The sequence below is a fragment of the Pontibacter virosus genome (genome assembly GCF_003096355.1).
In the GTDB taxonomy this organism is placed as follows: domain Bacteria; phylum Bacteroidota; class Bacteroidia; order Cytophagales; family Hymenobacteraceae; genus Pontibacter; species Pontibacter virosus.
Genome location: NZ_QEKI01000003.1, coordinates 44,229 through 65,355, shown reverse-complemented (window position 1 = coordinate 65,355; position 21,127 = coordinate 44,229). Strand labels below are relative to the sequence as shown.

The window sequence follows — 21,127 nt, the reverse complement described above, 5'->3', positions numbered from 1 at the left end:
AAATTACATTAAAAATCTCTGGATACCGAACGGGTTCAACTAACACCATCCCTCTCCCAGTCGTATACCTCTTGCAAACACTTATTACAATCCCATGGAAATCATTCACGACGAAGAGGACACCCGCTTTTATATCAGGCTCGAAGGGGGTGAGGCGGAGCTTACTTATTCCATTACCAACAACGGTCATATGGACTTCGACCATACCTATGTGCCCGAGCAACACCGGGGACAGGGTATAGCAGACAGACTGGTGAAAGAAGGGCTGGATCATGCCCGGGCCTGCAAATGCCAGATCGTGCCTTCCTGCCCTGTCGTGGAGACCTATGTTAAGCGCCACAAAGAGTACGACGACATCGTGCGTTGGGAGTAGCTTATACCTGCTGCTCTGTTTTTTGGGGCCGGAGCATTAACCAGATGATCAGGCCAACCGGCCACACCATAAGCAAGACCATCAGGGCCACCAACCAAGGGGACTTGCCTCGACGCCGGGCATCTCGGTAGGACCATATCACACTCCACACGACAAAAACCAACAGCACCATACCTGTCAGGATGCCGATCAGGCCCAGGCCTGTGAAGTAGGATGTGTAGCTCTGCTCCATTATGATAGTTGTAACTATTTATAACGCAGAAGCATAGATGGAGTTAAAATACTACCACACTCACAATCTGGAAAACCCTTTTGAAAGATTTTCAAAGTAATACTGATTTGAATAAATATTAAATAGAGAGATCGATAAGGCTCTCGACTATACGTGTGGCGGTCTTACCATCCCATAGTGGAGGCACCCCACCCTTTTTCCATTCACCATTAAATAACTTCTGCATTGCCGGCTCTAAAGCTTTAGGGTCAGTTCCAAGCAATTCGTTTGTACCAATTGTACAGGTTTCCGGCCTTTCTGTGCTATCTCTTAAAGTCATACATGGTACTCCCATCACAGTTGTTTCTTCTGTGATACCACCTGAATCAGTAATTACTGCTTTGGCATTTTTAACTAGAAAGTTAAACTCTAAATAACTAAGCGGATCTATTAAGTGCAGATTCGGTGCATTGCTTCCAATTTTCTGGAGCATTTTGGCTGTTCTTGGATGCACTGGAAAAACGATTGGCAGACTCTGACTTAAAGTTATTATCTTATCAAGCAACGCTTGCAAACCTTGCTCTTGATCTACATTAGCTGGTCGGTGCAATGTTAAAACGAAATACTGTTGTGGTACCAGATTAGCATCGTTCCAAATTTCAGGCTTTTGGAAACGAGGCATTTGTTTCAGCAGCGTATCTATCATCGTGTTGCCAACAAAAAATATTCGATCATCAGTAACCCCACTATCCAGTAGATTTTTGTTTGCTATATCAGAAGTTGTAAAGAAGTAATCTGTAATCGAGTCTGTTACAAGCCTGTTGATTTCTTCCGGCATAGTAAGATCACCAGAGCGTATGCCCGCCTCAACATGAGCTACTTTGGTATGTAATTTCTTAGCAACTATAGCACAAGCCATTGTAGAGGTAACGTCACCTACTACTAAAACCAGATCAGCTGGATTTTCCAACAACTCCTTTTCAAAGCGGACCATTATAACAGCAGTCTGTTCTGCTTGCGTGCCGCCACCTGCCTCCAGGTTGGCGTGAGGTTCAGGTATACCTAGCTGCATGAAAAAATCATGACTCATCTTTTTATCATAATGCTGACCTGTATGCACAAGCCGATAAGATATAGCTGCTCCTTTTGCTGACGCTACTTCAATAGCCTCAATTATTGGTGCAATCTTCATAAAGTTAGGCCGGGCTCCAGCAATAATGGTAATCTTCATGCAGGTTTTGGGATAAATTGGTAAAATCTATTTAATGTCCAATTAAATGAAAGCACTGTTCATCACGATCAAGTCACTGCAAGCAACGAAAACTTATCATAACGTTTAAATAAACGCTCAGCATTAGCTTTTCTCCTTTCAGGTTGCATACGTTGCGCCATCACCTTTTTGTCCCTACTGACAAAAAAGCAAAGGATGGCTCCTAATACGAATAATTTTATTTCATTATGTCATGAACAGTAATGGGTATACTCTTTTAAGTTGAATAACTTAGAACAATTATACATATTAAATATTTAAATTTATGAATTAAAAAAGATTAATTAAAAGGATAAGCTATAACTAATTATCAGCTCACTGCACCGTAGCACCAGGCAGATAAGTTGGCCCACCGGCCATGCCTTGAGCAGGGCCAACAACGCTCCCAGCGAAGGTAAAACCTGCGCGATTCTTGCGCATCGGGATAGGATCATATCACTCATCAGTTACCCAACTCACCATACCTTCCATTGCGTTTCCCGTACATGAGACATTAATTTCATGTAGCACCGGCCTGAGGCCAATTCGCAAACCAAATACTATGAAAGACACGCAGCAAAAACACCTGTGGTGGCAGGAAGGAGTCATTTACCAGATCTACCCACGCTCCTATCAAGACAGTGATGGAGATGGCGTAGGCGACCTGCAGGGCATCATCCACCGGCTCGACCACATCCAGTCACTGGGTATCAAAGCCATCTGGATCTCCCCTATCTTCTCCTCTCCCATGGCCGATTTTGGCTACGATATTTCTGACTACTGTGGCATTCACCCGCTGTTCGGCACCATGGACGACTTTGATGAACTTCTGCAGGCCGTCCATGACCGGGGCATGAAGCTGATCCTCGACCTGGTGCCCAACCATACCTCCGACGAACACCCCTGGTTCAAAGAATCGCGCTCTTCCAAGGACAACCCGAAGCGCGACTGGTATATCTGGAAAGATGCCAACGAAGACGGCTCCGAACCGAACAACTGGCTCAGCGTGTTCGGCGGCAGCGCCTGGGAATGGGACGAGCACACCGGGCAATACTATTACCACGCTTTTCTGAAAGAGCAGCCCGACCTGAACTGGCGTAACCCCGAGGTGCAGGAGGCCATGATGGATGTGATGCGCTTCTGGCTCGACAAGGGCGTGGACGGCTTCCGGGTGGATGTGATGTGGCATATGATCAAGGATGATCAGCTGCGCGATAATCCCGTGAATCCGAACTACAAGGCGCACCAGGCCACCTACGAAAAACTGATTCCAGCCTATTCCACCGACCAGCCCGAAGTGCACGACATTGTGCACAAGATGCGTAAGGTGCTAGATGGTTACGATGAGCGCATGATGATCGGTGAGATCTACCTGCCTATCCATAAACTGATGACCTATTACGGCACCGATAAGAACGGGGCGCACCTGCCTTTCAATTTCCTGCTGCTCTCCATCGACTGGGATGCCACGGAAATCTCCTCTAACATCAACCAATACGAAGGTGCCTTGCCCGACGGGGGCTGGCCAAACTGGGTGCTGGGCAACCACGATCAGCCCCGCATCACGAGCCGGGTGGGCAAGGCGCAGGCCCGGGTGGCGGCCATGCTTTTGCTCACGCTGCGCGGAACGCCTACCATCTATTATGGTGATGAGATCGGAATGCGCGACGTGCCCATTCCGCCAGACGAGGTGCAGGATCCGCAGGGGCTCAACATGCCCGGGCTCAACCTGAGCCGCGACCCGCAGCGCACCCCGATGCAGTGGGACAACAGCGAGAACGCCGGTTTCAGCAAAAGCAAACCCTGGCTGCGACTGCCAGAAGACTACCGCCGCGTGAATGTAAAGGCACAGTTGGAAGATGAATTCTCGATCTACGCGCTTTACAAAAGGCTGATCAAACTGCGTCAGGATGAGCCTGCCCTGCACGTCGGGGATTACCGGCCGGTGGTAGCCAGCGGTCCGCTCCTGGCCTACCTACGCTATACCCCGGATGAACGCTTCCTGATTTTGCTCAACCTGAGCCACAAGCCCTGTCATTTTGCGCCGGAGCACTTCAATTTCGAAGGCACCATCGTGATAGATACACTCCCGGAGCGTGAAGGTGGAACGGTTAGCAAGCACGTTAGTCTGAGTGGGGATGAAGGGATGATCATCCGCCTGAAGCAATCCTAAACAAGGTATAGCACCCTACCAAATCACACAGCAAGATGCCTTGCAATGAAATCTTATACCTATAAACAGAGCTATGAAAAAAGCGGGTGCCTATTATCTGGGCCAAGGCAGGTGTCGGTTTACGGTGTGGGCCCCTGAAAAGGAGCGCATGGTGCTGCACCTGGTGCAGCCCGAGGAGCGAAAACTCGATATGCTGCCGGATCGCGAAGGTTACTATACCCTGGAAGTAGAGGCCGTATACCCCGGTACCCGCTACTTCTTCATGCCGGACGACGAACAGGACTACTCCGACCCGGCCTCGTTTCACCAGCCAGACGGTGTGCACGAAGCCTCGGCGGTCATCGACCACACCGCCTATACCTGGCAGGACAGCAACTGGCGCGGCCTCCCCTTTCAGGAGCTCGTGCTTTACGAGCTGCATGTTGGCACCTTTACCTCCGAGGGCACTTTCGCAGCCATCATCCCGCGTCTGGAGGAACTGGTGGAGACAGGTATAAATGCCATCGAGTTGATGCCGGTGGCGCAATTTCCCGGTACCCGAAACTGGGGTTATGACGGCGTATACCCTTACGCCGTGCAAAATTCCTATGGCGGACCAGAGGGCCTGAAGTTGTTGGTCGACGCCTGCCACGCCAGAGGTATAGCTGTTTTCCTGGATGTCGTGTACAATCACCTCGGGCCGGAGGGAAATTACCTGTCACAGTTCGGGCCTTATTTCACGGACCAGTACAAGTCGCCCTGGGGCGATGCCATTAATTTTGACGGTGCCTGGTCCGATGGGGTGCGGGATTATATTTCAGAAAATCCGCTCTATTGGTTTGAGCACTATCACCTGGATGGACTGCGTTTTGACGCCATCCATGCTGTGATCGACAATGGCGCGGTGCACATCTGGGAGCTAATCCACCAGAAAGTAAAGAAGCTGGAGCAGCGCCTGGGCCGCCGGCTATACCTGACGGCGGAGAGCGATTACAACAGTCCCCGTGTGGTCAAGAGTCCGGAAATGGGCGGCTACGGTTTCGACGCCCAATGGCTCGATGATTTCCACCACGCCCTATATGTGCTGCTCGACAAAAAAGGACAGGTGCGCTACGTTGATTTCGGCAAGATGGAACAATTGGCAAAGGCCTATAATGATGGTTTCGTGCACAGCGGTGAGTATGTCAGTTTCCGGAAAAGACGCCACGGCGCCTCCTCTGCAGGTATACCCGGCGACCAGTTCATTGCCTTTAACCTCAATCACGACCAGGCAGGAAATCGGGCCAAAGGCGAACGGCTTTCGGTGCTGGTAAATACAGACAGGCTGAAACTGGCGGCAGCCGCCCTGATGCTTTCGCCTTATGTGCCCCTGCTCTTTATGGGGGAGGAATATGGGGAGGAAGGCCCTTTCTTTTATTTCGTGAGCCACTCAGACAAAGACCTCATACAAGCCGTGCGTGAGGGCCGGAAAAGAGAATTCTCTAATTACAAGTGGGAAGCAGAACCACCTGACCCGCAGGCGGAGGAAACGTTTGCCCAATCGAAGCTTAACTGGGAAAAGCGGCGGGAAGGCAAGCACCGCCTGCTGCTGGAATGGCACCGCACCCTGATCAGCATGCGCCGCACCCATCCGGTACTGCAGGAATTCAGCAAAAGCTGCGTAAGAGCACATGTGATCGGTTCGCAAGGACTGCTACTGCACCGTCAAACCCAGGATGGACTGCTGCATCTTGTCTGCCTGTTCAATTTTTCGGAAAATCTCCTACCCTGTTCACTACCAGACTGGTCAAAAACATGGCAAGTCGTCCTTGATTCTTCAGCAAACGAGTGGCAGGTCAGGAAAAAGAACATCACTGAGTCTATACCTGACAAAGCGAAGGCAACTGCTCCGTTGCAACTGCCTCCGTTAAGTGTGCTGGTTTATGAGGGAAGGATGGAGCTGTGAGGAAAATGGCTCTTGAATATGTTGTAATTTTTGCATTTTCTAAATAAGAATTCAAGTCATCCCTATTCCACTTTAAGTTATTTTATTGTATTATAGAATTATGACTCCTTTTTGTCATTCTGAAAGAAACTTAGTAGCTATAGAGGGCCCCTACCCCCGGGAGGTTAAGCCCCAGCTATGAAAAGCCATAACTACTTTGTCTACATCACTACGAACCCAAACAAGACGGTGCTATATGTGGGGATGACAAATGACTTGGTGTATCGGCTCGAACAGCATAAAGCAAACAGGGGCAAGCCTGAAACGTTTGCAGGTCGCTACTTCTGTTATAAACTTCTCTACTATGAGCGCTATACCTATGTACAGCATGCCATAGACAGAGAAAAGGTGCTAAAGAGCTGGAGCCGCGATAAGAAAATGGAGTTGATTAAAAGTGAGAATCCATACCTGCGATTTCTGAAGGCAGATCCTTGAATTACAGCTTCTAAGGCTAGCTAACAAGATCCTTACAGGATGACAATAAGTACATTCGTTGGCTGATTAGTGGAAATACTAATACATCTCTACGTCCATTTAAAACTACCACCTCGGACAGATTAATTACCTGCGGCGCATGCTACAATAACCGCTAAAGACGAATTTGGCGATAATAGTAAAATTTTAGTTCTGTAAATTATGAACTAATGAAACCAACTATTACCTTTGTGACGTTAATGATCTAAAAGGGAGGTATACTATGACTCTTAGCGAACAACAACTCAGCCTGATCGAGGAATTTGGCATTTATCAGGAGAACAACGGCTTTCAGCCTGCTGTGGCGCGGGTGATGGGGCTGCTGCTGGTTTCTGACCGTGCGGAACTCACCTTCGATGAGATCAGTGAAACGCTCAACATCAGCAAAAGTGCTACCAGCAATGCGCTGAATATGCTGCTTAACACAGGTCACATCGAGTATACCACTTTCCCAGGCGACCGTAAGCGTTATTTCCGCATCAAGTCCTCTAACTGGCGCGATCTGTTTGGCAAGAAAATGGAAGACCTCAGCCACCTTAACGGATTGCTGAAACGTGTGCTGGAAGTAAGAAAGCGCGAGAATCCTGTTTATGACGCTAAATTGAACGATTTCATCAGCTTTCTTGATTTCGTGAAAAACAGAATGCCTTCTCTGATTGACGAGTGGGAGAAAAGTAAAACATAATTTTTTTATTCAACAGGTTCATATTTTTCAGAACTAACTACTTATATCTAAACATAATAAACCAATAACGTGAAAATCAAATATTTAGTAGTCGGATTGGCCATGCTTTTCGTGAAGCCGGTTGTGGCGCAGGAAAAGCCTGACGTGCGGACGCTGAGTCTGCAGGAGGCCATTACCTATGCGCTGGAGCATAATGAGGACATGCAAAAGGCTTCGTATGACCAACTGAGCGCCAAATACATGGTGAAAGAGGCGAAAAGCAGTGGTTTGCCGCAGGTGAATGCCTTCGGTAACTTCAATATGTATCCGGCCATCCCGGTGCAGGTGATCCCGAACGTGTTCGAGGGCAAGCCAGACGAGATGATCCCGGTGCAGTTTGGTACCAAATACAATGCAAACGGCGGCATACAGCTGTCGCAGCTGCTGTTCAACCAGTCTTACTTTGTAGGCCTGAAAGCAGCCAAGAGCAGCGAAGACCTTTACCGCCTGCGCAAGACCATGACCGAAGAAGAGGTGATGTATAACGTCAGCTCCTCTTACTTTCAGATCCTGCAGACGAAAGAGCAGTTCGAGATCATCAACGCCAACCTGGCCCGCCTGGACCAGCTAAACAAGATCCTGCAGCTGCAGTACGAAAACGACCTGGCCCGCAAGGTGGATGTGAACCGCATCAAGGTAAACAAAACCAACCTCGAGACGCAACTCCAGACACTGACCAGTGCGCTTGACCAGCAAATGAATGTCCTGAAGTTCTTCATGGGTATGCCACTGGAGGAAGGTATTGCTTTGACTGACGCCGCCATCACACTCGATACAGGCGCAGCGGCTTTTAACAGCAGCAAAGACCTGGTGCAGGGGCAGACGCAACTGGAGTTATTGAACAAACAGACCGAACTGACTGATCTGCAGATGCAGAACATTAAGGCCGGCTACTACCCTACCCTGGCTGCCACTGGTACCTACCAATACAACGCCATGCGCAAGGAGTTCAACTTCCTCGACACGGACATGCCCTGGTTTAAAACGGCCATTGTAGGGGTTCAGCTCAACATTCCGATCTTCGACGGTATGCGCAAGCACTCCCAGATCAAGCAGACAGAGTACACACTGAAGTCGCTGGAGGCGGATCGCCAGAAGCTGACCAAGAATCTGGAAGTAGCGCTTGAAAACTCCATCAGTCAACTGCAGAACAGCTCGTCGTCCATTGCGGCACAGGAGCAGAATGTGGCCCTGGCCCAGGAGGTATACGACACCACCAACGACCTCTACAAGGAAGGCATCTCTCCGCTGACTGACCTGCTGGAGGCAGAAGTAAGCCTGCGCGAAGCAAAAACAAATTTGAACAACGAAATGCTGAAGTACCAGCTGGCCCAACTCGGCTACCTGAAAGCTACCGGCGACCTAAACACATTAATTAAATAAGCATCACACAAACACAAAATGAAAAAGCTGATTTATATCGTAGTCGTTATCGTGATTTTGGGCGCTATAGGCTTTAAGCTAATGAGCAACAAAGAGCAAATGGCCGCAAACGCTGCCGTAGCTTCCATTAAGAGCGATGCTATACCTGTCACCATTACCGAAGTGGCTTCCGCCAAGCTGGACAAGTCCTTTACGGCGCAGGGCAATTTCGCCCCGATCCAAAGCCTGACACTTCTTTCTGAAACACAGGGTCAGATCAAAAGCGTGCTGAAGCGCAAAGGCGACAAAGTGAAAGCGGGTGAACTGCTTGTGCAGGTAGAAAGCAACACCATGGCCGCTGACCTGGCCACCGCGCAGACCAACGCCGAGAAAGCCAAGCGTGACCTGGAGCGTTTCGAGAACCTGGCAGCCGGCGACGCGATCACCAAGCGCCAGCTGGAAGATGCCCGCCTGAATGCAAAAGCGACGGAAGGACAATTGGTAGCTGCCCGTCAGCGCCTGACCAAGACCCGCATCACTGCCCCTATCAGTGGCGAAATCAACGAAATTTATGTGGAAGTAGGCTCATACCTGAACGCAGGCACCAAGCTGTACGACATCGTGAACGTGGACAAGCTGAAGCTGAAAGTGAAGGCTTCCGAAAGTGAAGTCCTGTTGATCAACAAAGGCGACAAAGTGAAAGTGAAAGCCGATGCCGGTGCAGGTCAGGAGTATGAAGGCACTGTGACAGCCATCGCTGCCCAGGCTGATGCAACCCTGAAGTTTGACGTGGAAGTGGAAGTGAAGAACGCTGCTAACAACAACCTGCGTGCCGGTATGTATGGCACCGCCTTCTTCGACGTAGCCGATCAGCGCGACGCCATGCTGTTACCGCGTGAAGCGATCGTAGGCAGCATTCAGAACCCGCTTGTGTATGTCGTGAAAGACGGTCAGGCCAGCCAGCGTCCGGTACGTGTGGGTGTGGTAACGCAGGACCAGGTAGAGATCCTGGACGGCGTAAAGCCAGGTGAGCAAGTGGTTCGCAGTGGCCAGATCAACCTCCGCGAAGGCATGAAAGTAACGGTGCTGAAGTAAAACTCGGCTATGTTGTCTGCTCCTTCAAAGGGGTTGGGCAGTTAAATTCTAACTTTTTTGTCATTCTGTAAGAATCTTGGTGGCTCGTAGCAAAGGCTTGACCTCTCTTCAACCAGGATCCTTTCAGGATGACAAAGAGAAGTGGAGAGATCGAAGTCCCCTCTCTTTTTGGGGGAGCGGGATTACACACTCCAGGAGAATTCAACTCCTTAAAATGATACAGATAAACTTCTTTCTCAAGAACATTTAGAAATGAACATAACCAAAATATCGATACAGCGCTCAACCCTGGTCGTCGTGGTCTTCACGGTCCTCACACTGCTGGGCGTTGCGAGCTACCAATCGCTTAACTACGAGCTTCTTCCGAAGTTCAACCCGCCGGTACTCACCATCTCCACCATTTACCCGGGCGCCTCGCCTAACGAGGTAGAGAACTCGGTGACCAAAGAAATTGAGGAAGCCTTGTCGGCACTCGAGAACGTGAAAACGATGCGTGGCACCTCCCTGGAGAGTTTCTCGATCATTGTGGTAGAACTGAACCAGGGCACAGATGTGGACCTGGCCCTGCAGGATGCGCAGCGTAAGATCAACACCATCCTGGCTAACCTGCCGGATGATGCGGAGTCACCAACGCTAAACAAATTTGACCTTGACGACCTCCCGATCATCAAGATGGGAGCGACCGCCAACATGTCGCCGACCGAGTTCTATGACCTGATCGATAAGAAGATCAAGCCGGAACTGTCGCGCATACCAGGTATGGCTGCCATCAAAATTCTGGGTGGTCAGGAGCGTGAGATCAAAGTGAACATCGACGCTAACAAACTGGAGGCCTACAACCTCTCTATCCTGCAGATTCAGCAGAAGATACGCAACTCCAACCTCGACTTCCCTACCGGAAAGATCAAGCAGGAAAGCGGACAGACACAGATCCGTCTGGCAGGTAAGTTTGCGTCGCTCGACCAGCTGCGCGGTTTGATCATACGCGAAGACCAGAGCGGCATTGTGCGCCTGGCAGATGTAGCCGAGGTACAGGATACACAGAAAGACATCGAAGTACTGACCCGTGTGAACAGCAACCCATCTGTAGGTATCACCATCCAGAAGCAGTCGGACGCCAACGCCGTAGAGGTGAGCCGTTTGACGAAGGAAGCCCTGTCTGACCTGGAGAAAACTTACGCTGACGTTGGCCTGAACTTTAACATTGCAAACGACTCCTCTGACTTTACGCTGGAGGCTGCCGACTCGGTGCTCCATGACTTGATGATCGCGGTGATCCTGGTGGCGGTTGTGATGCTGCTGTTCCTGCACTCGTTCCGAAACGCGGTGATCGTGATGGTTTCTATACCTGCCTCTTTGGTGGCGACCTTTATTTTCATGTACCTGTTCGGCTACTCGCTGAACCTGATGTCGCTGCTGGCGCTCTCTCTCGTGGTGGGTATCCTGGTGGACGACGCCATTGTGGTAATCGAGAACATTCACCGCCACATGGAGATGGGCAAGAAGCCGGCGCAGGCCGCATACGACGGTATCCGCGAGATCATGGCAACCGTAACGTCCATCACCCTGGTAATTACGGTGGTGTTCATACCGATCGCCCTTTCATCGGGACTGGTATCAGACATTCTGCGTCAGTTTGCCGTGGTGGTGGCTGTGTCAACGATGATCTCACTGTTCGTTGCCTTCACCCTGATTCCGCTATTGGCCAGCCGTTTCTCACGCCTGGAACATATTTCGGACAAGAACATCTTCGGACGCTTTATCCTGGCATTCGAGCGCTTCCTGGACAACATCATCGATGGCTTTACGGCCGCGCTGAAGTGGGCCTTTAACCACAAGTTCATCACACTGGGGGTAACGATCCTGCTATTGGTTGCTTCGTTTGCACTGGTGCCACTCGGCTTTATCGGCTCGGACTTTATACCTGCCGGTGACCGTGGGGAAGTTAGCTTACAGCTGGAATTGCCTAAAAACTCTACCGTGGAGCAGACCAACTTCGCCACACGCCAGGTAGAGCAGTACTTAGAAGCTTTCCCCGAAGTTTCAAAAGTATTTACCACAGTAGGCACTACTTCATCTGCGCAGCAGGGCCAGAACACGGCTTACAAAGCGGAAGTATCCGTTACGTTGGTGGATGTGAAGGAGCGTACGTTCAGCACGGACCAGTTCAGCCGCCAGGCCAAGGCTGACATCGAAAGCAAACTGCCGAACGTGGAAGTGACACCGGTGCCTGTAGGCCTGGTGGGTAACTCACAGGCTCCTATCCAGCTCATTATCTCAGGTTCTAACCTGGACAGTGTGATGGCTTTCTCTCAGCAGGTAATGCGCGTGGTGGAAGGCGTGGCGGGTACTGCCGACGTGGAAATGTCGGTGGAAGGTGGTAACCCGGAGATTGAAGTAGTGGTGGACCGCGACAAGATGGCCAACGTAGGCCTCTCGCTGGAGAACGTGGGCGCGAGCATGCAGCTGGCCTTCAGCGGTAACTCCGACGTAACCTTCCGTTCCGGAACCGAAGACTACGACATCAACATCCGCCTCGACGAGTTCGACCGCCGCAGCGTGACCGACATTGCGAACCTGTCCTTCGTGAACAACACGGGGCAACTCGTGCGCCTGGGTCAGTTTGCCGACATACGCCAGTCTACTGGTCCGTCGCAGCTCGAGCGTTACAACCGCGTGACGTCTGTGAATGTGAACTCTCAGGTAATCGGTCGCCCGACTGGTACCGTGGGTGCCGACATTCAGTTGCTGATGGAAGAAGTAAACATGCCGGCAGGTGTGAGCATTGAGTACGGCGGTAACCTGAAAAACCAGAGCGAAGGCTTCGGTACGCTGGGTGTTGCCTTGCTGGCTTCGATCATCTTCGTGTACCTGATCATGGTGGCGCTGTACGACTCGTACGTGTACCCGCTGGTTGTACTCTTCTCCATACCTTTGGCGATCATTGGTGCCTTGCTCGCGCTGGCGCTGGCACAGCAGTCGCTGAGCATCTTCTCCATTCTGGGTATCATCATGATGATCGGTCTGGTGGCCAAGAATGCCATTATGGTGGTGGACTTTACGAACAAACTGAAAGACGAGGGTGTGGAAGTGAAAGAAGCCCTGATCGAAGCGGTGAGAATCCGTTTCCGCCCGATCCTGATGACGACGCTGGCGATGGTGATCGGTATGTTGCCGATCGCGCTGGCAGGTGGTTCGGTGGCTGCAACCAAGAACGGTCTGGCATGGGCTTTGATCGGTGGTCTGAGCTCTTCGATGTTCCTGACCCTGATCGTGGTGCCGATCATCTACTACGGCTTCGACCGCATCCTGGCTAAATTTGGCTGGGACAAGAAAACGGTGATTCACCTGGAAGAGAAGTCGCTGGAAGAACTGGAGCACGAAACCAGAGAGCTCGAAGAAAAGAAAATGGCGCATGAGTTCGCACACTAAGATCTTGTTTTAATCCCCCTCTCCTGTCTTATAAACGAGGCAGGAGAGGCTCGGGAAAAAGCGAGGTTACATATTACCCTTTAATATTATGCATATGGCAGATCCTAGAACTACCCTGTACAAAGAGGTAATTAATCTGGTAAGCAGATTAAAAGCAATCGCCCCCCATAAACTTTCCGGCCCCAAAGGACTTTGGGAGAATGGAATGGATATTGTTGATGTAGTCGATATTATACTGGCCGTGGAGAAGAGGTATAATGTTGTGATTCCAGACGAAGTACCCGTCTACTCGATTGATGACCTGGTAAACTACCTGCAGTTGAGCACGGCCAGATAAGCTGAAAATTTCCCATTTGATTTTAAGCCCAAAAGGTGCAGGAGGTTATCCTGCACCTTTTTTCATGGTGTAACAGTTGCTGGTAGAACCAGCGATCTAAAACACAAACAGTATCATTCCCCCTACAATTGGTAACGGTCGTACTTTTGATAGCGGTCGTACTTTCGGTTTTTTCGGTCTTCCTTGCCATACATGTAATACAACAGGTAGCCTACTGCATAAATCGCCAGTACTGTTAAGATGATAAAAATCTCCATAACCCCATGCTTTTTTATTCGAGTTGCCTTATATACGAAATTTAATAGTTTCCGGCTAAATATCAAGTATTTGTAGTAAATAACTGCTGAAAAATTTAACAGCCTACGATTTTACAGCATTATTCTGCCAGGTTAAGCGTATCATTCACCATAATTGATAAAATTATTAGTAAATATATACCTTTTTTTATTTGAAAACTCAACCTTTATGAAAAATCGAAGTTATAATATAAATATTGAAACTGAAACTGGTTTAACTCTTTTCCCTTACACCCTGCTGACGAACAGGCACACTTATACCATATTGGAACAGAAACGCTATGCAGCCGAGAATACAAGGAAAACTATACCTGACAAGTCCCGCCTTTTCGCAGGGCGAGCGGATTCCCACCCGCTATACCTGTGACGGCGAGAACATCAGTCCACCGCTCGAAATCAGAAACCTGCCCAAGTATACGGAGAGCCTGGTGGTGATTGTGGAGGATCCTGATGCGCCGCGTGGCATCTGGACACATTGGCTCGTCTGGAACGTGCCGCCTTCCAACCTGATCGATGAAGGCGTGGTGCCTGGGATACAGGGTACTAACGATTTTGGAAAAATGCACTATGGGGGGCCCTGTCCGCCAGAGGGCCTGCATCACTACTATTTCAGAATATACGCCCTGGACGTGATGCTGAATATCAAAGAAGGCACAGGCCGACAGGCCCTGCTCCGTGTGCTGGGTCCGCATGTGCTGGCTATGGGCGAACTGATGGGCGTGTACAGTCGCTACAACGTGATGATGGCCTGATTGAAGCTATTGTGCTATACCTTTAGCGCGGTATCCGGATGCCACCGCTCCATATGGTGAGCATGCGTATGCAGATAGGCACCCGGCTGGTAAAACTTATCATAAAAGTCCAGATCGAGGTGATGTGCCTGTAAGTAAGGACAAACGAAGACCGAGGGCACCGTGCCGGGGAATTTACCAAAAGTATCGTAAACATACTGCGCCTGAAGTGCCACACACTCCCTGAACGCTTCATCATGTACCTGGGCGGCTTGCCTCACCCCTGCTGAATCTTTCCAGGGACCTGGGGTTGCCGGGTGAAAGGGCCCTCCTTTTTTGAATTTACGATCACAAACCGCGTCCACAGCAGCACGCATATCAGCATAGTGTGGCGGGCAGTACGCTTCCATCACCCCTGCCAGTCCGGTCGGATTGGGGTATGGCCACCGATCATCGGTATCGAAACGGAAGCCGAGCCCTTCTACTCCCGGTACCCCACTCGCCCCCAGCACACTGAAAGGATCAATGCCATCGTACAACCAGCCTCCCAGTCCCATGGCCTGCAGCATCAGCGAACCCGCGTAGCAGGAAGTTGACATTTCCACGGTAACTTCAGCCATGCACAGTTGCTCTACAAAAGTGATCGGCCAGGTACTGTCCGGATCTGCCAGGTTCTTGAAACGAGCTATACCTGGTATAGGACGTTTGTTAATATCATCATACAGCACAAGGCCATTTTGCAGCATGTAACAGAGCGCCAATAGCAGGTGTTGGGCCAAATCAGCCACCGGGATCACCAGCAGTGTGCCCGGTTTGTTACTCACCCAGGTATTGTGCGCCTCCACAAACGGAACTTCGGAAGGAAGCTTCAACCGGCCGTGCTGCAGTTTGGTGATATGGCTCTGCATGGCTTGCAGCACATCACCCAGTTCCAGCGAACCATCCTCTTTACGATCAGCTGAGGCAGGAGCATCGCGGTTGTTGACCACATACACGCCAGTGTCATCTGTGAAAAAGGTCATAGAAGTATGAAAGCCTGCTGCCGAAGGGAAAGTGCGCCCTCCTGCTGCGGCTGCATAGTTAGAAAGGTGTGGTGCATACCGCTGCGCGCGGTAGATCATGTTGTGCCAACCTGTATTGCCGGCACAGGCTGTCACAATAAGTAACTTCTCCAGTTCCGAAAGAGGCATGGAAGCATGTGCAGATTTGTAGGCGAAGACACCATCCGGTATTTCAGCACCTTTAAAAAAGCGACGGGACCGGCGCCCCAGCAAGGCCTCCACCAACCCAAAACCTAACATATCCCTAAACCCGGGAGGTATAGTTTCCTGTGTCATGATTAAAGATTAATAACTAACTATCTTGTGTACTACACACAGTGCTAGTTGTTTGATTATTAATCAATTACATCCTCCCCTTCACTAAATAACTTTAATTTCAAGGTATTAGGGTTCATAACATTAGAAAGGAGACCCTGTTAACCAGAGGCAGTGAACAAATAGGTATACGATTACCATTAGTAAAAAATTCTATCCTTGTTAGCAATCTTGCGTAAAGTCAAACAGTAAACACGACACCTATCGCATCAGCTAAACATATCGGAAAAACCATTGCCAAGGTAATACTGTGGTTCCTCGCCATTGTAGTGGGTCTGTTATTGCTCATTATTATCGCGCTCCAAATCCCGAAAGTACAAAATTTCGCAGCCCAGAAGGGAGCCTCATACCTGGCTGGCATGCTGGATACCCGGGTGGAAATAGGGCGCTTTAAAACAGACTGGCGCAATGCCATTGTGCTGGAAGATGTGTACATAGAGGACCAGCAGCAGGATACGCTCTGGTACAGCCAGCGCCTTGGGCTGGACCTCAAGGTATGGTCGCTGCTGAGTGGCGGAGTCAATATCAGCAAAATAGACCTGCAGCAGGCCACGCTCAACCTGCACATCCTCCCCGACTCTTCTTCGAATTTTGATTTTCTGATGGAGGCCTTCGCCACCGATACCACCGCAGCCCAACCTGCCGACACGACCGGGGCCATGCAGTTGGACCTGGGCCTGATCAACCTTGAGAACGTGTATGTCAACTTCAACGACGAGGCAGGTGGTAACCACATCAGGGCGCGGGTGGGCCAGCTAACCACCACCATGGAAGAACTGAACCTGGAAGAGGAAATCTACCGGCTTGATGAAATAGAACTGCGCAACACAGGTATACGCTATGTGCAGTCCAAACTACCCCCTGACGAAGAGCCGCAGCCCATTACCTTCGAATTTGACATGAACGGTGTGGAAGTAGAGAACTTTGCCCTAAACTACGTCAGTATACCTGCCGATCAGCGCATTGAGCTGAAGCTGGGCAAATCGGAGCTGACCGTTGAAGACATTGACCTGCCCAATGCCCGCATCGACTTGCGCAGCTTCGACCTGCATGACTCCAAAGTGCTGTATGTGCAGGAGAAAATGAAACCAGCCGACTCTCTGGCTGTGAACCCGGCCGAAACGGTGCGTAAGCTGGACGAATCGGTAGAGAAAACGCAGGGCCAGCCTGTGAAGTGGGTTTTGAACCTGGGCAAGCTGAATGTGACCGGACTGGAAGCAGGTATGGACAATGCCGATGCGCCCCGGCAGGCTCGCGGGATGGACTACAACCACCTGCGCTTCACTAACATCGAACTGGATGCCGAAGATGTCAGGTATAGCCTGAACCAGATGGGCATGCAACTCAACCAACTAAAGCTGAAAGAACAAAGTGGCTTTCAGGTCAACAATTTCCAATCTGAGATCACCCTCGACTCTACGCATGCCAGGCTGGCCAACCTCGATCTGCAGACCGGCAACAGCCGCATCAGCAAAGACCTGGCGCTGCGCTATACCTCATGGGCTGATCTGACCGATAACCTGGATGCCGTGCAGCTGGACCTCGACATTGACAACAGCCGCATTGGTATGCAGGATGTGCTACTGTTCGCGCCTGACCTCACCGATAATCCTTCATTCCGTAAAATTGCCAACTCTACCATTCGCCTCGACGGACGCGCGCAAGGTCGGCTGGACAACATCAGCATACAGCAGCTGCAGGTAGCAGGTCTGCAGGGCACTACCGTAAACGTGACAGGCAACGTGCGCAACGCCATGGACCCGGACCGGCTGGCCATGAACCTGAACATCAACCGCCTGGCCACCACCCGCACCGACATACTGGCCTTGGCTCCTCCGGGTACCATACCGCCGGAGATCCGGATCCCGAACAACCTGAGCATGACCGGCAGGTATAGCGGCACCCTCACCAACTTCGATCTGAATGCAGCCATCAGCAGCTCATTTGGCAACCTGAATGCCGTAGTGGACATGGACGAGGGACCTGCCGGAGCCGAGCCTTTCAAGGCGACGGTTAGAACATCGGGCTTTGATCTGAAACAGCTCTTTACAGAGGACTATGGAATGGGCCGTGTGGCTTTTGAGGCAACCGCCCAGGGCACGGGCCTAAGCCCCGAAACCATGCGCGCGGATGTGAAGGCCCGCATCAAAGAGGCCAACTACAACAATTACGCCTACAACAATGTAGATGTAGACGCCCGCATCGACCGCAACCTATACCAGGTGGCTGCCCGGGCCCGCGACGAGAACCTGAACTTCGACCTGAAAGGTGATTTCAATATGCGTAATGCCGAACGGGGTGAGTATGTGTTTGATCTGGACCTGAAAGGCGTAGACCTGAAAGCCCTTAACTTCTACGAAGAGGATTTGGGTGTGAGAGGGCAGCTGCGCGGACACTTTGCCGGCAAGGATGCCAGTGATATCAGCGGCACACTGGAGGGCGACGATGTACGCGTGCGGCTGGAGGGTGTCTCCTACCCGATCGACTCGCTGCAACTGACACTGAACCAGAAAATGCCAGGCACGGCCATCGCTCTTAACTCCAGCATTCTCAACGCCGATATGCATTTCGCCAACGACCTGGGTGAACTTCCTACCGCTCTGTCCAAGCACTTCTCCGCTTACTTCGACCTGCAACCTGATCCGCCATACCCGGCCAATCTCAACCTGGGCGACTTTGAGGCTACGATGCTTGTCCGCCGTCCAGATATCATCGCCTCTTTTGTGCCTGACCTGGAAGAGTTAGAGGTAAATGGTCCGATTACGGCTTCCTACAACGGGGAAACGCAGGAGTTCGCCATGGATGCGAACGTGCGTAAGCTGACCTATACCGAGTATAACATTCAGGATGTGGCCTTACGGGTGCGCGGCAACCGGGAGCAAATGGGCTACGATCTGGGCGTGCGCGAAATTCGTTCCCCTTCGCTTTTGGTCAACAATGTAAGCCTGAACGGGGCAGCCCGCGATAACGACCTGACTTTGCGCCTGGCCATGGCTGACAGGGACAGCGTGGAACAGTTTGTGATCGGTGGCTTGCTCAATAGCCTCGGGCCGGGATACCGTTTTGCCTTTAACCCGGAACAGCTCGTGATCAATGGGGAGCCCTGGTCGGTGCCGCAGGACAACTACCTGCAATTCGACACCAACCTGCTCTATGCGCAGAACATCCGGCTGGAACGCAACGGGAATTATGTGCTGCTTAACAGCACCGGCCCCGTGAGCCCGAATGCGCCATTACAGGTAGAGTTCGGGAATTTCGAGATCGGCTACATCATGGAGTCGTTTCAGCAGCAGGATAGTGTAATGACGGGCGTGCTGAACGGAACCGCTACGTTAACAGAACTGCTGACCGGCAATCCGGCTTTTACGGCAGACCTTACCTTGTCAAAATTCGCCTACACAGGTATACCGATCGGTGATATAGCATTGAAAGCCAACACAGCTGGCGCCAACCGCTATAACCTGAACCTGGGACTGACTGGCAATGGCAACGAGGTGCTGTTGAGTGGGACTTACGAAATGCAACCCGAAACGAGCCTGCTCAACCTCGATGCGAACATTGCCAACCTGAACCTGGCTTCTTTCGGTGGCTTCACCCAAGGTATGGTAGACGACCTGGCTGGCAGCGCCAACGGGAAATTGCGCATCACAGGAACACTGGCACAGCCTGCGATCCGGGGTGGGCTGGATTTCAATCAGGCAAAGTTCAACCTCACCATGCTCAACTCGCCCTATACCTTACAAAACGAGCGCCTGGAATTCACGGAGCAGGGCATCAGCATGCGCGAATTCACGCTGACTGACTCGCTGGGCAACACCCTTGACATCAACGGCAACATTCTAACCCAGAACTACACGGACTATACCTTCGACCTGCGTGCCCGTACAGACCGTTTCCTGGCCATGAACTCCACTGCCAACGACAACGACCTGTTCTATGGCAACGTTCAGATGGCCATGAAAGCCAGTATAACGGGCAGCATGCTGGAGCCGAACATTGAAGTATTTGTGACGGTGCTGGATGGCTCCACTTTCACGACCGTGATCCCGGCCGATGGTGTGGCAGCCGCGGAGCGCGAAGGAGTGGTAGAATTTGTCACGCTCAACGATTCTCTCAATGCCATTCTTGCCAGGGCGGTCGAAGAAAGCACAACTGCTGGATTTATTGGCGCCAACATCGACGCGCAGATCATCGTTACGGACGCCACCACCGTCACCATTGTGATAGACCCGACCACGGGTGATAACCTGGTTGTGCGCGGCAGTGCCTCTCCCTTGTACATCGGTATTACGCCAAGCGGGCAGATCAGCATGAGCGGCCGCTATGAGATCACAGAAGGTAGGTATAGCATGGACTTCTATGACCTGGTATCACGGCAACTTGATATTGCCAAAGGCAGTTACATTAACTGGACCGGTGATCCGATGCAGGCCAACATGCAAATTTCTGCCATCTACAGGCTACAGGCAGCCCCCATGGAGCTGGTGGTCGACCAGGTGGACATGGAGCAGGCCGCACTTAACCGCTATCGCACGCAACTACCTTTCGAAGTATTCGTGAACCTGGATGGCGAGCTTCTCAAGCCTGAGATCGGGTTTGACATTCAGCTGGAAGAGCAGCGCCGCGGAGCCCTGGATGGCACTGTGGAAAGTAGACTGGCCGCCTTGCGTCAGAATGATTCGGAGCTCAACAAGCAGGTGTTTTCTCTGCTGGTACTGGGCCGCTTTCTGGCACAGGACCCACTGTCCAGTTCAGGTGGCGGTGGTCTGGGCTCCACAGCCCGCAACAGCTTAAGCCAGGTGATGACGGACCAGCTCAACCAGTTGACGAACCGCTATGCCGGCGGGCTTGGACTGGAGCTGGGCGTGAGTTCCTATGAAGACTACTCCACTGGCTCAGCCGAGGGCCGAACTGACCTGAATGTGGCGTTGCGCCAGCAGTTTCTGGATGATCGCCTGACCGTGCGGGTTGGTACTGATATCGGCCTGGAAGGTCAGAATGAACAGCAGCGAGCCATGAGCGGCTTTGGCGGCGACGTGTCGGTAGAGTACTCGCTCACAAAGGACGGCAGACTGCGCGTGCGTGGTTTCCAGCGCAACCAGTACGAGGGCTTTCTGGAAGGTGACGTACGGGCCACCGGCCTTGCTCTGATCTTTGTGCGCGACTATGACAATTTCTCTGACCTGTTCCGCAGCCTGGAGAGTCGTGAAGCCCGCAGAGAAGAGCGCCGCCTGGAGGAAGCCATTAAGTTCAACGAACGGGAGAAGCGCAAGGAAGAGCAGGAAGCCGAAGAGAAAGTAGAAGAAGTCGTAAAAGAAGATCAAGAATAAG

15 protein-coding genes are annotated in these 21,127 nt (G+C 51.4%); 11 read left to right on the top strand and 4 right to left on the bottom strand.

The window, feature by feature from the left end:
- Window positions 1-94 precede the first annotated feature (94 nt).
- A complete protein-coding gene (locus C8E01_RS05525; RefSeq protein WP_116542370.1) occupies window positions 95-373 on the top strand; it encodes a GNAT family N-acetyltransferase in 279 nt (92 codons plus the stop codon).
- A gap of 1 nt (window position 374) precedes the next feature.
- On the opposite strand, the gene C8E01_RS05520 is transcribed toward C8E01_RS05525, so the two are convergent.
- Together C8E01_RS05520 and wecB are read right to left on the bottom strand one after the other, a co-directional pair.
- Window positions 375-605 carry a hypothetical protein gene (locus tag C8E01_RS05520; RefSeq protein WP_116542369.1) on the bottom strand — a complete coding sequence of 77 codons (231 nt, stop codon included), beginning with the start codon at window positions 603-605 and terminating at the stop codon, window positions 375-377.
- Between the two features lie 118 nt (window positions 606-723).
- Complete coding sequence (gene wecB / locus C8E01_RS05515; RefSeq protein WP_116542368.1) at window positions 724-1,815, bottom strand: non-hydrolyzing UDP-N-acetylglucosamine 2-epimerase; 1,092 nt, start codon at window positions 1,813-1,815, stop codon at window positions 724-726.
- A gap of 580 nt (window positions 1,816-2,395) precedes the next feature.
- Here wecB and C8E01_RS05510 point away from each other — a divergent pair.
- The 8 genes from C8E01_RS05510 to C8E01_RS05475 all read left to right on the top strand — a co-directional run bounded on the left by C8E01_RS05510 (window position 2,396) and on the right by C8E01_RS05475 (window position 13,393).
- Window positions 2,396-4,006, top strand: coding sequence for an alpha-amylase family glycosyl hydrolase (locus C8E01_RS05510; RefSeq protein WP_116542367.1), 1,611 nt, complete (start codon window positions 2,396-2,398; stop codon window positions 4,004-4,006).
- Between the two features lie 73 nt (window positions 4,007-4,079).
- Window positions 4,080-5,930 carry a malto-oligosyltrehalose trehalohydrolase gene (gene treZ / locus C8E01_RS05505; protein ID WP_116542366.1) on the top strand — a complete coding sequence of 617 codons (1,851 nt, stop codon included), beginning with the start codon at window positions 4,080-4,082 and terminating at the stop codon, window positions 5,928-5,930.
- Between the two features lie 177 nt (window positions 5,931-6,107).
- On the top strand, window positions 6,108-6,404 hold the full coding sequence (locus tag C8E01_RS05500) for a GIY-YIG nuclease family protein (RefSeq protein WP_116542365.1): 297 nt from the start codon (window positions 6,108-6,110) through the stop codon (window positions 6,402-6,404).
- A 262-nt stretch (window positions 6,405-6,666) separates the two neighbouring features.
- Window positions 6,667-7,128: a GbsR/MarR family transcriptional regulator gene (locus C8E01_RS05495; protein WP_116542364.1), complete on the top strand. Its 462-nt coding sequence runs from the start codon at window positions 6,667-6,669 to the stop codon at window positions 7,126-7,128.
- Window positions 7,129-7,197: 69 nt separating this feature from the next.
- Window positions 7,198-8,550: a TolC family protein gene (locus C8E01_RS05490; RefSeq protein ID WP_243409441.1), complete on the top strand. Its 1,353-nt coding sequence runs from the start codon at window positions 7,198-7,200 to the stop codon at window positions 8,548-8,550.
- 18 nt (window positions 8,551-8,568) lie between these two features.
- On the top strand, window positions 8,569-9,624 hold the full coding sequence (locus tag C8E01_RS05485) for an efflux RND transporter periplasmic adaptor subunit (protein ID WP_116542363.1): 1,056 nt from the start codon (window positions 8,569-8,571) through the stop codon (window positions 9,622-9,624).
- A 252-nt stretch (window positions 9,625-9,876) separates the two neighbouring features.
- The gene (locus C8E01_RS05480; protein WP_116542362.1) at window positions 9,877-13,056 is read left to right on the top strand and encodes an efflux RND transporter permease subunit; all 3,180 of its coding nucleotides are present in this window, start codon (window positions 9,877-9,879) and stop codon (window positions 13,054-13,056) included.
- 94 nt (window positions 13,057-13,150) lie between these two features.
- Window positions 13,151-13,393 (top strand): acyl carrier protein, encoded by a 243-nt coding sequence (locus tag C8E01_RS05475; RefSeq protein ID WP_116542671.1) that lies wholly within the window; start codon window positions 13,151-13,153, stop codon window positions 13,391-13,393.
- A gap of 122 nt (window positions 13,394-13,515) precedes the next feature.
- Here the strand turns inward: C8E01_RS05475 and C8E01_RS22050 are convergent, their stop codons facing one another.
- Window positions 13,516-13,650 carry a hypothetical protein gene (locus C8E01_RS22050; protein ID WP_262509637.1) on the bottom strand — a complete coding sequence of 45 codons (135 nt, stop codon included), beginning with the start codon at window positions 13,648-13,650 and terminating at the stop codon, window positions 13,516-13,518.
- A gap of 320 nt (window positions 13,651-13,970) precedes the next feature.
- On the opposite strand from C8E01_RS22050, the gene C8E01_RS05470 reads away from it, so the two are divergent.
- Window positions 13,971-14,441, top strand: a complete 471-nt coding sequence (locus C8E01_RS05470) for a YbhB/YbcL family Raf kinase inhibitor-like protein (RefSeq protein ID WP_116542361.1) — start codon at window positions 13,971-13,973, stop codon at window positions 14,439-14,441.
- Between the two features lie 14 nt (window positions 14,442-14,455).
- Here the strand turns inward: C8E01_RS05470 and C8E01_RS05465 are convergent, their stop codons facing one another.
- Window positions 14,456-15,757 (bottom strand): hypothetical protein, encoded by a 1,302-nt coding sequence (locus C8E01_RS05465; protein WP_116542360.1) that lies wholly within the window; start codon window positions 15,755-15,757, stop codon window positions 14,456-14,458.
- A gap of 242 nt (window positions 15,758-15,999) precedes the next feature.
- On the opposite strand from C8E01_RS05465, the gene C8E01_RS05460 reads away from it, so the two are divergent.
- Window positions 16,000-21,126 carry a translocation/assembly module TamB domain-containing protein gene (locus C8E01_RS05460; RefSeq protein ID WP_317046897.1) on the top strand — a complete coding sequence of 1,709 codons (5,127 nt, stop codon included), beginning with the start codon at window positions 16,000-16,002 and terminating at the stop codon, window positions 21,124-21,126.
- The last annotated feature ends 1 nt before the right edge of the window (window position 21,127 follow it).

Coding starts and splice junctions, on each gene's coding strand:
- treZ (WP_116542366.1), top strand. CDS start 4,080: ATGAAAAAAGCGGGTGCCTATTATCTGGGCCAAGGCAGGTGTCGGTTT.
- C8E01_RS05470 (WP_116542361.1), top strand. CDS start 13,971: ATGCAGCCGAGAATACAAGGAAAACTATACCTGACAAGTCCCGCCTTT.
- C8E01_RS05510 (WP_116542367.1), top strand. CDS start 2,396: ATGAAAGACACGCAGCAAAAACACCTGTGGTGGCAGGAAGGAGTCATT.
- C8E01_RS05525 (WP_116542370.1), top strand. CDS start 95: ATGGAAATCATTCACGACGAAGAGGACACCCGCTTTTATATCAGGCTC.
- C8E01_RS05485 (WP_116542363.1), top strand. CDS start 8,569: ATGAAAAAGCTGATTTATATCGTAGTCGTTATCGTGATTTTGGGCGCT.
- C8E01_RS05480 (WP_116542362.1), top strand. CDS start 9,877: ATGAACATAACCAAAATATCGATACAGCGCTCAACCCTGGTCGTCGTG.
- C8E01_RS05475 (WP_116542671.1), top strand. CDS start 13,151: ATGGCAGATCCTAGAACTACCCTGTACAAAGAGGTAATTAATCTGGTA.
- C8E01_RS05495 (WP_116542364.1), top strand. CDS start 6,667: ATGACTCTTAGCGAACAACAACTCAGCCTGATCGAGGAATTTGGCATT.
- C8E01_RS05520 (WP_116542369.1), bottom strand. CDS start 605: ATGGAGCAGAGCTACACATCCTACTTCACAGGCCTGGGCCTGATCGGC.
- wecB (WP_116542368.1), bottom strand. CDS start 1,815: ATGAAGATTACCATTATTGCTGGAGCCCGGCCTAACTTTATGAAGATT.
- C8E01_RS05465 (WP_116542360.1), bottom strand. CDS start 15,757: ATGACACAGGAAACTATACCTCCCGGGTTTAGGGATATGTTAGGTTTT.
- C8E01_RS22050 (WP_262509637.1), bottom strand. CDS start 13,650: ATGGAGATTTTTATCATCTTAACAGTACTGGCGATTTATGCAGTAGGC.
- C8E01_RS05500 (WP_116542365.1), top strand. CDS start 6,108: ATGAAAAGCCATAACTACTTTGTCTACATCACTACGAACCCAAACAAG.